Annotated in this window: 17 protein-coding genes; 14 read left to right on the plus strand and 3 right to left on the minus strand. The window is 46.7% G+C overall.

The window, feature by feature from the left end:
• Window positions 1-86 precede the first annotated feature (86 nt).
• Window positions 87-383, plus strand: a complete 297-nt coding sequence (locus tag C1N59_RS22215; RefSeq protein ID WP_394522044.1) for a hypothetical protein — start codon at window positions 87-89, stop codon at window positions 381-383.
• On the opposite strand, the gene C1N59_RS22220 is transcribed toward C1N59_RS22215, so the two are convergent.
• The 3 genes from C1N59_RS22220 to C1N59_RS22230 form a co-directional block, all read right to left on the minus strand.
• The gene (locus C1N59_RS22220) at window positions 380-823 is read right to left on the minus strand and encodes a hypothetical protein (RefSeq protein ID WP_394551314.1); all 444 of its coding nucleotides are present in this window, start codon (window positions 821-823) and stop codon (window positions 380-382) included. The genes C1N59_RS22215 and C1N59_RS22220 overlap by 4 nt on opposite strands.
• Before the next feature lie 39 nt (window positions 824-862).
• Window positions 863-2,236 carry a hypothetical protein gene (locus C1N59_RS22225; protein ID WP_394551316.1) on the minus strand — a complete coding sequence of 458 codons (1,374 nt, stop codon included), beginning with the start codon at window positions 2,234-2,236 and terminating at the stop codon, window positions 863-865.
• Window positions 2,237-2,449: 213 nt separating this feature from the next.
• Window positions 2,450-2,731: a hypothetical protein gene (locus tag C1N59_RS22230; RefSeq protein WP_394522047.1), complete on the minus strand. Its 282-nt coding sequence runs from the start codon at window positions 2,729-2,731 to the stop codon at window positions 2,450-2,452.
• 119 nt (window positions 2,732-2,850) lie between these two features.
• On the opposite strand from C1N59_RS22230, the gene C1N59_RS22235 reads away from it, so the two are divergent.
• From C1N59_RS22235 to C1N59_RS22295, 13 genes are all read left to right on the plus strand, one after another.
• Window positions 2,851-3,222 carry a hypothetical protein gene (locus tag C1N59_RS22235; RefSeq protein ID WP_394522048.1) on the plus strand — a complete coding sequence of 124 codons (372 nt, stop codon included), beginning with the start codon at window positions 2,851-2,853 and terminating at the stop codon, window positions 3,220-3,222.
• 66 nt (window positions 3,223-3,288) lie between these two features.
• Window positions 3,289-3,615 carry a hypothetical protein gene (locus C1N59_RS22240; RefSeq protein WP_089529217.1) on the plus strand — a complete coding sequence of 109 codons (327 nt, stop codon included), beginning with the start codon at window positions 3,289-3,291 and terminating at the stop codon, window positions 3,613-3,615.
• 240 nt (window positions 3,616-3,855) lie between these two features.
• Window positions 3,856-4,188 (plus strand): hypothetical protein, encoded by a 333-nt coding sequence (locus C1N59_RS22245; RefSeq protein ID WP_394551318.1) that lies wholly within the window; start codon window positions 3,856-3,858, stop codon window positions 4,186-4,188.
• Window positions 4,185-5,075: a disulfide isomerase DsbC N-terminal domain-containing protein gene (locus C1N59_RS22250; protein WP_394522049.1), complete on the plus strand. Its 891-nt coding sequence runs from the start codon at window positions 4,185-4,187 to the stop codon at window positions 5,073-5,075. The genes C1N59_RS22245 and C1N59_RS22250 overlap by 4 nt, the downstream gene beginning before the upstream one ends.
• A gap of 12 nt (window positions 5,076-5,087) precedes the next feature.
• Window positions 5,088-5,519: a conjugative transfer protein TraE gene (locus C1N59_RS22255; RefSeq protein ID WP_394522050.1), complete on the plus strand. Its 432-nt coding sequence runs from the start codon at window positions 5,088-5,090 to the stop codon at window positions 5,517-5,519.
• Between the two features lie 13 nt (window positions 5,520-5,532).
• Window positions 5,533-5,814: a hypothetical protein gene (locus tag C1N59_RS22260; protein WP_089529221.1), complete on the plus strand. Its 282-nt coding sequence runs from the start codon at window positions 5,533-5,535 to the stop codon at window positions 5,812-5,814.
• 2 nt (window positions 5,815-5,816) lie between these two features.
• Complete coding sequence (locus C1N59_RS22265) at window positions 5,817-6,452, plus strand: TraE/TraK family type IV conjugative transfer system protein (RefSeq protein WP_394522051.1); 636 nt, start codon at window positions 5,817-5,819, stop codon at window positions 6,450-6,452.
• Window positions 6,453-6,463: 11 nt separating this feature from the next.
• Entirely contained in the window at window positions 6,464-7,255 is a 792-nt protein-coding gene (locus tag C1N59_RS22270) for a TraK domain-containing protein (protein WP_394522052.1), read from the plus strand.
• Entirely contained in the window at window positions 7,255-8,544 is a 1,290-nt protein-coding gene (locus tag C1N59_RS22275) for a TraB/VirB10 family protein (protein WP_394522053.1), read from the plus strand. The genes C1N59_RS22270 and C1N59_RS22275 overlap by 1 nt, the downstream gene beginning before the upstream one ends.
• A complete protein-coding gene (locus C1N59_RS22280) occupies window positions 8,541-9,065 on the plus strand; it encodes a TraV family lipoprotein (protein WP_394522054.1) in 525 nt (174 codons plus the stop codon). The genes C1N59_RS22275 and C1N59_RS22280 overlap by 4 nt, the downstream gene beginning before the upstream one ends.
• Window positions 9,066-9,167: 102 nt before the next feature.
• On the plus strand, window positions 9,168-10,622 hold the full coding sequence (locus C1N59_RS22285; RefSeq protein WP_394522055.1) for a TraC family protein: 1,455 nt from the start codon (window positions 9,168-9,170) through the stop codon (window positions 10,620-10,622).
• A gap of 5 nt (window positions 10,623-10,627) precedes the next feature.
• Window positions 10,628-11,794 carry a TraG/VirB4 family ATPase gene (locus C1N59_RS22290; RefSeq protein ID WP_394522056.1) on the plus strand — a complete coding sequence of 389 codons (1,167 nt, stop codon included), beginning with the start codon at window positions 10,628-10,630 and terminating at the stop codon, window positions 11,792-11,794.
• Window positions 11,775-13,811 carry a conjugal transfer protein TraN gene (locus tag C1N59_RS22295; RefSeq protein WP_394522057.1) on the plus strand — a complete coding sequence of 679 codons (2,037 nt, stop codon included), beginning with the start codon at window positions 11,775-11,777 and terminating at the stop codon, window positions 13,809-13,811. Before C1N59_RS22290 ends, C1N59_RS22295 begins: the two co-directional genes overlap by 20 nt.
• Window positions 13,812-13,892: the final 81 nt, after the last annotated feature.

Here is a 13,892-nt window from a genome sequence, read left to right on the forward strand (position 1 = left end):
AAAATAGATGAACTTTTTAATCAAATGATACCAATATGCCTCACATTGCCTTATGATACTAAAAAGTATCATAGCGGGGAATGATTTTGATTACTTCATCTAAAAAGGTCGGTAGACCTAAAGGTAAAACAGCGCCCAAGAGCCAGGCTGAATTGTATAAAAAATCGATGGAGAAGCTGATTAATGCTGGCGGCGCTAGATTAAACACGATTTTGCATGGTGATGACATATCAGCACTTACAAGATTTAAGGAAATGTACGACTTGCCCCCCAAAACCTCTAATGCAGAAGTCATAAGGATTCTGATCATGCTGATTGATGGGAAGAAGTATCAACTCACAGGCGGTGAGTTAATAGCAACCGTCAAAAAGGTATCCCGTTAGTTTCCATTCATCTTAAACTGTTGCGCATGCGCAATTTTAACCGCACTCGCTGCGATAAATTGCGCCAGCACCCAGACGCATTGACCGGGCCAGCACCCAGACGCATTGACCGGGCCAGCACCCAGACGCATTGACCGGGCCAGCACCCAGACGCATTGACCGGGCCAGCACCCAGACGCATTGACCGGGCCAGCACCCAGACGCATTGACCGGGCCAGCACCCAGACGCATTGACCGGGCCAGCACCCAGACGCATTGACCGGGCCAGCACCCAGACGCATTGACCGGGCCAGCACCCAGACGCATTGACCGGGCCAGCACCCAGACGCATTGACCGGGCCAGCACCCAGACGCATTGACCGGGCAGCACCCAGACGCATTGACCGGGCAGCACCCAGACGCATTGACCGGGCCAGCACCCAGACGAACTCAGCAGTCAAGAGATCATCAAAGGTTAGACCGTTAACCAAAGAAACTAATTAAGTTACATCATCCCCACGGGGGGGCGGATATACAAGACTAGCGAATGACGCAATGTTACTGCTTACGTAACGCTGTACAGTTCGCAACGAAATACCTGCTAAAGACGCTATCTCGTGCCCTTTTTTGGCTCCACTTTGAATAGCAGACTTTATTAACTCCAACGTACTCTCGCGCCGCTTCATGGCGCTGCTAATGCCAGCCTTCGACTGCCTTAAACGTATCTCTTCAGCATCAAGTCCCTTGCTCACTTTCCAGTTCACAGTTTCACCCTGTAGGAAGTCTGGAACCGGTATGTTTGCAGCTTTCAGGTATTCAACAAGAGTTTCCTTTTTGTATCGGTAGAGTGTTCTTGAGGCTGTGCTTAGATAGCTTTGAAGTTCGCGCTCATCAAGACCAATGTGACTTGAGTTGATCTCTTTGATACGCGCCCAGGCTTTATTTAGTGAAACTGTGCGGCGTAGGGCAACAAACATTATGAACGCCACACTGTCTCTGTTTCCTTGCTTAAGCCTGCCAACATTGCGTAAATGGTTATAGAGGTGCCAGTAGATGCGTAGCCACCATGCACTGATGCTGTGATAGCCTGATGACGCGGTTTGGCGGGAGTCTTGAATTACTGGTTCATTCACTGCTGAACCAAAGCTGACCCTTTGTTCAACTGGCGCAACGTTAAGTTGTGCAGCTAGTTCATCAAAAGGCAGATCTTGTTCATTAAGTCTGAAAGCCCGAACGTCACAAACGGTTTCCGCATGAACAGAGCCGGGTACTCTCAAGAAGCGCGTAATGTCGTGAGAAGCAGCATAATCGACTTTCCATAACTCACCTCCTGTAAAAGCAGAAGTTAAGGCATGTGAAACCTTAGTCCAGAGCGCTTGCCTGGCTGGGTATGCATCTAGCATTTCATACGTCCAGTACAGGTGAAGTCCCCCTGAGCCACTTTCAACCACAGAGGATGGAAGGGGTAGAGCTGATTTTCTTAACTGTTCAAAGACTTCATTCCTTACCCGCTCGCACTCATCTGGACGCAAACCTCGATCTAAGGTCGTATCGATCTCTACGTAGTTTGCACAGAATCCAGCCAATAAAGCTTTCTTGCGCCAGTCAAAGAATACATTTGGGGTGTAATACTGATTTATCTGTCCCGGCACCCTGTCTCTAAACTCTTGAAGGCTGGAAACAGACATGCGCTGACGGCGGGTTTGGCCGCATGGTATGTAGAGATGACGGCCATCAGGATCGTCATTTCTGTACCAAAACCACCGACAATATGCAGCCGGACGTAAGCCGCCAAGATGTTCGAAAAAAGCATCAGGAGAGGTTTCATGATACTTTTCAGTATCATGTAAGGCTAATTTTAGAGTAGAAGCCATGCCAAAAAGCCCAATAAGGGGATAAATTGGCAGTGTCAGGTCTTTTTTTACCCTAAAATTTTGCTATAATAATCCCAAGCCCTCATTGTTGCGCCTCGTCGCCAAACAAGAACAACATTGAAGGTTGCTAGGTATTACAGCGGGGTGTGTCCGACACTACCGCCCAATTTAAAGGCCCGCTTCATTGCCAGATGATGCGGGCTTTGTCTTTTCTTAGTTCAATTCTTCGATAACCGTATCCTTCAGGATTTGCTCATACTGTGGAAAGTTCTTTTCCAGGTAGTTCCGCGCAGATGAGGTATTGCTAAAGCCACGAACTTTACGTTTTGCTGATGAGGTGTGTGTCGTTACCAGGCGAGCACGATCACCGCATTTAGTTTTGAAACGTATAGAGTAAGGTTGGCTGATTGCGTTATGCTCAAACACTATCTGCACACTGTCCAAAAAGTTCTCATTAGCTAGAGAAACGGCTGTACTCAACGGCCAGTTATACATGATCCTTTCCCCTTCTAACAATTTGAGAAAAATCATACTATATTACAGGCAATAACGGTAGCGCCCGGAGTAAAAACCCGTAATTTTTGGATCGTGATTGGATCAAACAGAGGTGAGCTATGATCGAGGTTAACACTGGCGTGAAAACGATGAAAAAAACTGCGTTGAAGCGGTTTAACAAGACCATCGCTTATAACCTGCGTCTGGTAGCCTTATCCCGTGAGCAAACCCTTTACCAACTCCAAAATGAAATTGTCAGCAAATTCGTAAATCGCAAATCCAGAAAAATCTCATGCGAGAAACCTGCGCCTGATGATACTTATTCGTATAATGTATTCATAGAGCCAGAAGTGCAAGAGAAAGCTGCGTTTCTGGCCGATAACAATAATGTAACACCAACGGAAATCATTTTTACTGCGCTTGTGAATTACGCGTATCAAAACAACCTGCATATGTCGTTTAAGGATAAAGCTTTCACTAAGGAGGTATAGGCATTGCTGAATGAGGAGGCACGCAGCCATCAAGATCACAACACAACTATAAACAGGAAACATGAAATGTCTTCGAACAATGACTTGCATTTTTTTAAGCTAAAGGTCGAGCCAGAAATTACAGACCGAATCCAACAACTTCTTGATTTTTCAGAAGGTGAGATGAAAACTCAGTTAGTATCCGATGCTGCTGAATGGTTTATTAAAGAACGTTTGGATGGAAAACTGCCTCCCCGCTATTTTGCCAGCCCAAGCGATGCACCCACTGTTGGTTTTTGGGTGCGCAAAGATACCGCTAAGCACATTCAGGAACTTGCAGAAACGGATAACCAAAAGGGAAATCGCGTTATCTATACTGCGCTCGCCAGATACATAGAGAATCATAAAGACTAATCCCTCGCACCCTGTGAGTCCCACGGGGTGCAACTCCCAACTTTCCAGCCAAATTAAGCCCCTCCAAATTACAATCAAGCAAAATTAAATAACCCTTTCATATCAACAACATAACTTCACTGCTGATACTTTTTTGTATTATTTTCAATTTAATCACTTTCATTCCATTGAACCAAATCAAAAATTAATTATAATCCCCCTTAATGATACTTATTTGTATCATAAAGGAGAAATCAAAAGGTGAGAGTCAAACGTATCTCTGCTGTTCTGCTAAGCATTCTTGCTTCTCAGTCAGTTGCATATGGCGCACCTACTGAAAGCATCATTCAGAAGGGGGGCGGTGAGTTCTACATGGTCCCCACTGGTGAAGCTGACAAATTATTCAATTCGAATAATTTTGGTTATTACGCCATCCCTCCAAGCCTGAACGCCAAGCCGAGTATTCGTAGTACATCCGTAAAGCGAAGCGTTGTGCGGAAAAAAACCGTTTCGAAACCCGTAGTGAATAAGCCGGTAACAACGGTTGAATCTGCGGAATCAATTTTTTTAAGACTGGAGAGCAAGAATAAATGATCGGCAAAAAACATTTTATCGCAGCCGCTGTTTCCCTCGGTCTGGCTGTCTCTGTTGCGCATGCGCAACAGGACGCACAGGCAAACAAGCCTGAAGACGCTGCGCATGCGCAACAGAAATCAGTAGCGCAAAAGGATCTTGATGCTGCTCAAGCTGAGTTAAAGGCATCTTTTTCCCAGTTGAACGTTACTGATTTCTCTCAATCTCCGCTGCCCGGAGTTTTCCAGCTTCAAACTGGCGGCAATATCATGTACTTCGCGCCGGAAACTCCTGATCACGAAGGCGTTTTAATTTTTGGCGAAATGTACAATAAGAACGGTGAAAACCTGACCGAAAAGAGCAAAAACCAGCTTATCGGCAAAACAATCAAAACCATCGATTTCTCTTCAGCAATTTCTGTTGGGCCAGCTAATGCACCGGCCTACTACGAATTTACAGACCCCGACTGTCCTTACTGCCATGCATATGATAACTGGCTGAAGCAGACCGACCCTGATGGAGCGCTGCATCGCAAGCTCATTTTTATGGTTAATCCGGGGCACCCACTGGCAAGAGCAAAAATCGAACACATCATTTGCTCCGATAACAAAGATGAGGCTGTTAAGTATGCCTTCTCTGATGCCCTTCCACATGAATCACTTGAACAAGCAACTGCATTGCAGGTTGCCAATTACAAGTCTCTGAAGACCTGTGAACAGGCAGACCGCGTTATCAAAGAGCACCAGGAAATCATTTCCAAGCTCGGCGTTAATGGCACCCCTTCGTTCCTGTTTGGCGCAGAAACCGATACCCCTGTGAAGGTTGTCGGCTTTGCCAAAGACAAGATCCTCGAAAACATCATGAAGCTGAAAACGACCTCAGCAACTTCAACCAAAGCTGCAAAATAAACCGGAGTCACTATGTTCAAAAAGCTGAAAGCCACAACCGCGAATCTTTTTCACCGTTCACATCTGGCCGCTGCGGGTGCAGTTAACGTATCTGCTACAGAAACACCTGTAATGGCAGCCAATGCTTTAAAGCTGGTGAAAACCAGTAAAGTCACAAAAGTTATTACCCTGGCTGCTGTAGGGCTGGCTGTTCTGGCTGTAGGCGATGCAGCACATGCATTCACAACTCCTGCCGCTGGTAGCTTCGGCTACAACATCTATGACATTGCGATTAATAAGGTCGCCAAAGGCCCAATCGGCTTTGTCGGTGGCGGCTGGTTAATTGCAACTGCGGCAACGAAGATGAACGAGGGCTGGGTCCGTGCGCTGCCGTATGCAATTGGTGGTTCTTGCCTGATTAAGCTCGACGAACTGACAACTTCGCTCGGTGCTTTGATCAACTAACAGGAAAAACAGAATGGAATACGGATTCGATACAGGCCGGTTTATCAAATATGCGCACCTTCCTATCCAGATATTCTGGTTTGACCGGGATGAATGGATGCTGCTGATCGCTGCTTATCTGGTGAGCATGCAGCTTGGCGGGATTAGCTGGTTGGTAACGTTTCCGGCTTCCATTCTGGCAATAAAAATCAAACGCAAGCAGGGCAGAGGATTCTTCCGTCATACGCTTATTGATTATGGCCTGGTCAAGTTACACGGATATCCAAATTCTTCAGCCAAGCATTTTGAGGAATAGCAATGAAAGTATTTAAGCCAGGATCGAAACCTGCATTAGCCGCGAAGCCAGGCGAAGCAATGAATGATGACCAGAAAAAAACGGCTTCCGATAAGCGTAACAGTACGCTGATTCTTCTCATCGCTTTAATCTGCGGCGTGAACTACTACAAAATCGATGGACTTGAAAAAAAGCAAACTATCGTGATTGCACCCTATGGCGCTACATCCGCCGATATGATGCTTACTGGCGCAAGCGCAAACGCATCTTATGTTACAGGGATGCTCCGCCTCATCGTTGGAAACTACGGTACAGTTTCGCGCGGCACTATTGACGCTAAGTTCGCTGAATTACTCGGCATGGTTTTTCCAGACCGAAGTGAAGGAATGCGGGAAAAACTTGAAAAGCGCGTTGAATATTTTAAGTCATTTAACAGCGTTTCTGAACTTCGCGAATTGATGACGGAAATACCCCGTGTAATGACCGATAACCCTGAAAACCTCAGTTATAAAACGTCCGCGCCAAATATTCACCGCGTTTCGTTTACTGCAAACGTTAAAAAGATTATTGGTGACTCTTTCGAGCCTGATAAACCAGTAAAAATGTATGTTGATTACACGATTGCAGATGGCCGCTTCTGGATTCTCGATATTAATTAAGGTTGATTCCCATGAATAAAATTATGGCGTTAAGCCTGCTGGCTGCTGCTGTCTGCTCTTTCGCAACACAGGCAAAAACATATGCAGATAATACCCAGCGTGTTCTACCTGAAATATCCACGCAAGTGACACTTTCTAACAGCGACGTTAACCGTGTTGTCTGTGAAAGTGGAGAGGCGGTTAAACCTGTTTTCAGTAAAGAAAAACCTGTCGTTGCAGACGTTGCAAGTAATCGTCGCGGTTTTTATGTAAAACTCAAATATCTGGTGCTTCCCAACGGGCAAAACCGTTATTTGTCTGAGCCTGTAGAACTCTTTCTTACGTGCGGTGACAGCACTTATGAGCTTGTAGTCACCCCTGAGTTTGGCCCTCCTCACAAGCTGCTTTTAGGTTCTAACACCAAAGGCAAAATCAAAGATAATCAGGCAATGTTTGGGGCTTTATCACTTGAAGAAGCCGCACTGATGCTGACTCAGAAGATGATCACTGATGGTGGCGAAGGCGGTTTGCCAGACAGTTTTGAAGTTCGTCCTCTCAAGGGTGCCTGGCTGCGTAATGTCACTGATGAACGCGGCCGCTTGTTGCCTGTAGAGTTACGTGAAGAACGTGAAGTTTCAGTTGGTGGTACTGGCTTGCGCGGTACTCAATATACGGTACGTGCATTAAATAATGTGCAGCTAAAAGAAACGTTCTTTCTTAATTCAAAGTATGGCGAAAATATATTTGCCATCACTTCGGAAAATCTTTCATTAAGCACCGGCCAGCAATCCTCTCTCGTTATCATTCACAGGGAGTCCATGTAATGTTTGAAGAAAAACCGACAATCGCAAGTAAGTTAAGGGCATGGTTTTATAAACAGCCATCTAACGTTCGTAACAATATCCGCAAATACGGCATTATTACTGCTGGCGGTCTTATTTTGCTGGGTATTTATTACGTTACGGGCCAGGACGACAAGAATAAATTAGTCCCAGAGACTACTCACGTTGAAACCACCCCGCAAACAGATATTGTTTCGAAGGATATTGTAAACAATCTCAAAAAAGACATTAAAGATTCCAAAGAAGAGACGCATAAGTTAGTTCAGGATGCATTGCAGCAAGCTATTGTTGATGGAAAATTGGGTCTGTATCCCCCTGCCAATTCATCCCCTGCTACCGGAACTGGCACCGGCAGTGACCAGGTTACAGCCGCGAGCGGTGAAGCAGCAAAAGGAAGTGCTAACGATAACGGTCAGACCGCTAGCGATAACACATCAGGCGGTTATCCTGGCGCGGCTGCATACCCTCCCCCTGCAAGCTTTAGCGACTCCGGGCAGCAGTCTCAACAGACTCAGCAGCAGCAAGACCAGGTACAGCCGCAGTGGGTAGGCGAAATCTCGCAGGACGACAGTATTGCCTCAACACCTGTGGCTGAGAAGGATGATTCAGCAAAAAAGGGAAAGATCCAGTTGCCGGTTGGATTTATGAAAGCCCGCCTGCTCGTCGGCGTTAATGCCCTGACGGGGGAGTTTGGTTCTGAAAATCCTCAGACAGTTATGTTTCGAGTTCAGACACCGGCACAGCTTCCTAACTACATCAAAATGAACCTTGCAGGTTGCTTTGCCGTAGCCAACGTAAACGGAAACCTCAGCGCTGAGCGCGTGATAACGCTTCCTGTGTCTATGAACTGCATCACTAATGACGTGGGTTCTGGAAAAAAATATGTGGTTGAAGGGCCAATTAAAGGCTTTGTTTCTGACAAAGACGGTAAACGCGATATGTCGGCTCGCGTGGTTTCACGCGCCGGTACTCTTTTAGCTTCTGCCGTATTCGCCAAATCGATCGAGGGGTTCGGTAATTTTGTCAGCACACAAGGCGCGACTCAGAACGTCTCACCATTAGGTTCCGTGAACACTTTCAAGACCGATGAACTGGCAAAGAGTGGCGCAGCAACTGGCGTAGGTAGCGGCCTTACTGAAGTGAGTAAATACCTCCTGAAACTCGTTGAACAGACTGCCCCAACGATGGAGACGGGCGCGGGTAAAGACGTGACTCTGTTCATTCAGGAAACCGCTGAACTTGAAATTAAAGAAGTGAGGATTAAATCATGAAAACTACGCATTTCGCGCTTGTCACGCTTTTATCTGCATTGCTTTTGTCTGGCTGTTCCATTCTGCCCTATCACAATGATTTTGCCTGCAAGCTTGAAGATGGATATGGCAAATGTATCTCATCTGAGGCGGCTTACGATGAGGCTGTAACAGGCGCTAATTACGGCCATGAGATTACTAAGGACGGCGTCAAAGACGACCCAAAGGGATCTGCCGCTAATTCTGCGGCGAGCGAATCCGTGCAGGCAGAGAAAGCAGCAAGTCGTTCCTATGAAACTTATCGTGACCGTGTTTATAAGCAAACGGCCAAGCTGATTGAAGACCCGCAGACGCCGGTAGTAAAAAAACCTACGGTCGTTCGCACACTGATCATGTCCTACAGCCCCGGCCTCGATTCAACTATTGCTTACATGCCGCGCTACGTTTACTCGATGCTGGAAGGTCCGAAATTTGTACTTAGTCAATACCAGCTAAATCAGGATGTTCAATCACCAAACTTTTTTAGTGGCGGCATGAGATAAGGCTAAAAGACACATTCTCTTCAGATCGACACTTAATTTAGCCCTGATTCGTCAGGGCTGCTCTTATCAGTTAAATCCTTTCAAAGTAGCCCGGAGCCAATCATGCTCGATACTGTTAAAAACCTCCTTGACCGCCACGTATTTTTAAAAGATGTAGTGTCAAAGTCCGATGTGTTAAAGCTTTCTGAGCGCGATGTACTCACAAATTACCTGCCGTACCTGAGCTACTCAAAAATGATGAAAAGCGATGAAAGCGATGAAGAAGTCGTTTCTCACGCCTTTTTGAATTTCGATAACACGATAGGTTGGATCTGGGAACTGGTGCCACCGCCATTTATCGGGCCGGATAAACTCGATACTCTGCACGGCATCATTCGAACATCGTTCCCTAAAGGGACAGTCATGCAGTGGATACTGTTTCCTGATGACAACCTTACGCCGGTGATTGAGGAGTACAAGAGTCTCAGAGACCAAAGCGACCCGATCAACTGCATGACCATAGAGCAGATGGAGAAGTATCTTAAGGAAGGAACTAAAGGCGTCAGTAAGATGGCCAACATTCCAATCCGAAATTATCGTCTGTTTCTGACGTTAAAAAATGAGCAGCGTATCCCGGAAGACACTCTTGTAAGTGTAGAACAGGGGCTTTCAATGGCAGGCTTTGCACCGCGCCGCTGGGAAGCAAATGACTTACTCGCATGGCTGGCTCAGTTCTTCAACGGCGAAGTCTCACACCCTGAGTACACCCCGCATCGTTATCTGCGTGAACAGTTCCGGTCGAATAATGCTGCGGTCAGGGACGACAACAACGGCGCAGTCGAGAAACATCGCCCCCTGGATGACTTCACTACATATCCCTCGCGGTTCGGCAAGCGCTACGTTAACTGCCTCTATCCAAATGAAGTGCCGCAGAAAAAAAATGATCCATTACGTACCAATGAACTGCTCGGTGGGTTCATGGGGGTTATGGATGACATGAACCAAATCAAATACCCGCATTTATACACGCTGACTATCGTATACGACGATTTAAAAAATGAGATTGGCAGCAAAGCCACGCAAACAATGTTCCAAAAGGTGGGGGCAGGATTGGCTCACGCTCTTAACGCGCGTATCAATGAATTTTCCCGCATGCAGTCAATTATGGCAAACGGCGGTAACTTTGCGTACATGATCCCTCAGTTGATGGTTTTCGGTGATACTCCTGCTGAAGTACGCAGCGCAACCGCGCAGGCAATTAAACTATGGGATGCCAAAGACTTCACACTGATGAAAGAGACCAAGCTGGCACAGACCATGTTCATACATGGCCTACCTTTTGGCCTCTACCACATCGACCAGAACTTAATAAACATCGACCGTTACTACTATCTTGATTTCGAAAACATTACACGCTTTCTGCCTGTGCAAAGTGACTTCAGAGGTGGTGGCGATCCAGTTCAGGTTTATCAGGGGCGCAAAGGGCAGATTGTCACTCTTAACATGTTTGATAAGCGAGCCAATGCTCATAATTTCTACGTTGTAGCGGAAACAGGGGGGGGAAATCCTTTACGCTGAATGACTTGGTAGACAGCTACGCCTCAACGGGTGCAAAAGTCCGTATAGCTGATCTCGGTGAAAGCTACAAAAAGCTGACGCACATGCGTAAGGGGCGCTTCATCGACTTTGGAGTTGTAAAGCCAATCTGCATGAATCCGCTGGATTTCATTGCACTGGATGAAGAGGACTTCGCACAGAACATTTCTATGGCGCAAATCGTCTTTGGTTCATGTGCCTACTCATACACAGGTAAGGCAATTGATGAAATTGAGGCCAACCTGATCAATCAGGCATGTGTCATGGCGCACAAGAAGGGTGATCAGTTACGGGGCACAGACTTCATCATTGAATTTCTTAAATCTCGCAGCTATCAGAAGGACGATGAAACAGATTTCCCTGAAATAGATTTGAAAGCACGTAACCTGGCATATCTTCTGCACAATTTTGGTTCAGGGGGTGCCTTTGAAAAATTCATGGTCGGCCCTTCGCAGTTTAATATCAAAGACGATGAGTTTGTCTGCGCCGACATCGAAAAACTGCGTAGCGTAAAGCAATTGTTCTTTCCAATGGTGATGCAGTTAATGAACAGCATTACACAGGATTTGTATCTTTCAGATCGTTCACGGCCAAGTATTATTTTGTTTGAAGAAATCGCCTCTATGGTCAAGCAGGTGGGCAACATTTCAATGGACGGTTTTGCCAGCATGGTTGAAGAAGGCTACCGCCGCGCACGTAAATACCGTGGCGCTTTCGGTATAGTTCTCCAGTCTGCCCTTGACCTCGCAACGTTACCCGGACTTGGCGATGTTGCGAAGGCTAACGCCCAATGGCGCTACTACCTTGAATCCAAAATGTATACCGAGGCCGCTGGCTTGCAGGCACTTCCAGGTATCACAGGCGGTTTTCCTTTAAAACTGATTAACAGCGTAAAAAACGTCAGGCCGCGCTACGGTGAAATGTTTATTGATAGTCCTCTTGGTATGGGTGTGGCTAGGCTCTGCGTTGATCCGTGGCGTTATTGGGTCAATACATCAGACGGTAAAGACGTTGCTGCCTACAACAACCTCGTGAATGCCGGAATGGAGCCAGTAGAAGCTCTGTCACGGCTTTCCGGCATTGAAATTCCAGACCATATTCGGAAGCAACTGAACGCGGCCAAAGGGGAAATGCATGAATTTCCTGCTGCGTAATGTCATCGTGGGGGCGCTTGCGCTCCCCCTTTTTGTTGCGCATGCGCAAAAAGTTGCAGTCAATGAGGCCGATATCAATAAAAGCTCAGATATCGCCTCATCACTCAGTAATACCGTGAAAGGTCAGACCAACTCAGCATCTTCGCTTAACACCAGCCAGATACGTCCTGTGGTCGGGGAAACAAAAATGAAAACACTTGACGGTAAACGTGAGTTTAACGGGCAGGTTATGTGCAAAGGTTCTTCTGAGTTTCTCAAGATCATCGGTCAACCAATGGGGAACGGCGATTTACGCATTCTGAACATCATGCAGGATGCAAACATGGATGGAAAACTCGATACCGTATATTCCCCTAATTATGACGTTTCTGCTGTATGTAGTAACGGATTCATGACCTGCTCAAATCCCAACGAAACCACTACCTGTACCTCATGGGGCTGGATTGCTGACAGTAAAACCTACCAGCTTGGAAGGCAACGGGTTGCCATGACTGACTTGGGCGGATGTTACTGCATTAACAACCAGTGCGGCAGCAGTTTAGCCTGGCGCAACATGGGTCAGGTACTGAGCGATCTTGGTGGCGGTGCAACGCAGGCACTGGCTAAGGTAAATCCGTTCTTTGCCGTCAGCGCTGTTAGCGTGGACGGTGTGACGGCCACATTTACCGGCGGGGATGGTGGTGCATGCGCAATGAACGACAGCAATGGCTTCTTTAACAGCAGCAGCGGCCAGACAGCCCTGAAATACAATTCGAATGCTAACCAAATGAGCAATGATGCTAATTCACAAAAGCAATCAAGCAAGGCTTATCAGGCTATTGTGGGCGGGAGCTTTAACCCGGATGAATCTTATGATCTGAAAAGCTGTGAGGTGAATCGCATCATTCCACTCGATGAGCCTAAGCTTACCGATATCATTCAATTTGATGGTGGTGAAGGCTCTGTACAGTCCTGCGGCAACGACTGCCTCCAGTTGGTTTTAGGTAAGCAGGGAGACAACTACTGGAGCGGGAGTTGCAAATATTTTGAGGTAAAGTCCAACTTCATTTTAAAAGACCCCTCACGTATTGCCAGCGCAACGCTTGTAAACGCACAGTTTGATGACTGGATGCAGGTCTGGAAGGACGACAAAGTCGTCTGGAACGGCCCTTACGGCACCTGGAATGATGCCGGAGCAGTTCCGGGTAAATGTGAACTTAACACAAGCTGGAACCTTAATCCCAATCTCGATTTCAGGCAGCATTTCAACAAGGCCGGTCCGGTGCAGTTTAAAATTCGCGTGGAGGTTTCGGGAGAAGGTGAAGGCTATGCACTTGTGCGAATAAAGGCTGACTTGACGTGCAGAGAAGGGCAGGAACGCACAGTTAATACATGTGCCGTCTACGAGCAGGATGATAGCTGTCATCTTGTTGATGAAAATGTAGATGGTGTCACTACATTCAGCGGTGGGATCAATACAGGACTCACCGCCATTAAACCAACTCAGACGCTGACAGGCAACTTCTGCTCCATCGTGGTTCAACGCCCTTGGTTCACTAAAAAAAGAACCTACCGCTGCAACAAAAAGACTGCATACAACTTCGACAACGTGATAGAGCGTAAAGCTTATATCGACAAAACAGTCACGCCTGGTGATTACAAAGACAAAATGTTCTCAAATGGCAACGTTTCTTACGGCGCAGGAGAACTTTTCTGGCCGAAGATGCCGACTGTTGGAGACTGTACGAATGTTTGCAAAACCCGGAAAGTTAAAGAGACGCCTGACATGACGGTAAGCGGTACGACTGATAAAACCCGAACCGGGGCAAACGTCCAGTACAACTACTATTACCACGAATGCGATACCAGCAATCAGTGTCCTGCTGAACCGGGTGAACAAGTGGTTAAAGCGTGTCAGTGCATGAATGAGTTTGCAGAAGCTGCTGCAATCATGCAGACGATGCGCCAGGCGGGACAGGATATGATCTGCACTTCAGGGGAGAAGAAAAATCCCGACGGAAGTAAGCCTAAGAAGTAGCAATTTCAACTTTTTTATTTACCCTGCAATGATACTTTTTTGTATCATTGCAGAGAATGCTATTTTAAGCGGAAAAAAATA

The sequence above is a fragment of the Pantoea sp. SGAir0183 genome, from assembly GCF_043545505.1.

Bases quoted from the DNA above. Each gene is read 5' to 3' on its own strand.
- C1N59_RS22225 (WP_394551316.1), bottom strand. From the start codon at position 2,236: ATGGCTTCTACTCTAAAATTAGCCTTACATGATACTGAAAAGTATCAT.
- C1N59_RS22230 (WP_394522047.1), bottom strand. From the start codon at position 2,731: ATGTATAACTGGCCGTTGAGTACAGCCGTTTCTCTAGCTAATGAGAAC.
- C1N59_RS22235 (WP_394522048.1), top strand. From the start codon at position 2,851: ATGATCGAGGTTAACACTGGCGTGAAAACGATGAAAAAAACTGCGTTG.
- C1N59_RS22240 (WP_089529217.1), top strand. From the start codon at position 3,289: ATGTCTTCGAACAATGACTTGCATTTTTTTAAGCTAAAGGTCGAGCCA.
- C1N59_RS22250 (WP_394522049.1), top strand. From the start codon at position 4,185: ATGATCGGCAAAAAACATTTTATCGCAGCCGCTGTTTCCCTCGGTCTG.
- C1N59_RS22255 (WP_394522050.1), top strand. From the start codon at position 5,088: ATGTTCAAAAAGCTGAAAGCCACAACCGCGAATCTTTTTCACCGTTCA.
- C1N59_RS22260 (WP_089529221.1), top strand. From the start codon at position 5,533: ATGGAATACGGATTCGATACAGGCCGGTTTATCAAATATGCGCACCTT.
- C1N59_RS22265 (WP_394522051.1), top strand. From the start codon at position 5,817: ATGAAAGTATTTAAGCCAGGATCGAAACCTGCATTAGCCGCGAAGCCA.
- C1N59_RS22270 (WP_394522052.1), top strand. From the start codon at position 6,464: ATGAATAAAATTATGGCGTTAAGCCTGCTGGCTGCTGCTGTCTGCTCT.
- C1N59_RS22275 (WP_394522053.1), top strand. From the start codon at position 7,255: ATGTTTGAAGAAAAACCGACAATCGCAAGTAAGTTAAGGGCATGGTTT.
- C1N59_RS22280 (WP_394522054.1), top strand. From the start codon at position 8,541: ATGAAAACTACGCATTTCGCGCTTGTCACGCTTTTATCTGCATTGCTT.
- C1N59_RS22285 (WP_394522055.1), top strand. From the start codon at position 9,168: ATGCTCGATACTGTTAAAAACCTCCTTGACCGCCACGTATTTTTAAAA.
- C1N59_RS22295 (WP_394522057.1), top strand. From the start codon at position 11,775: ATGAATTTCCTGCTGCGTAATGTCATCGTGGGGGCGCTTGCGCTCCCC.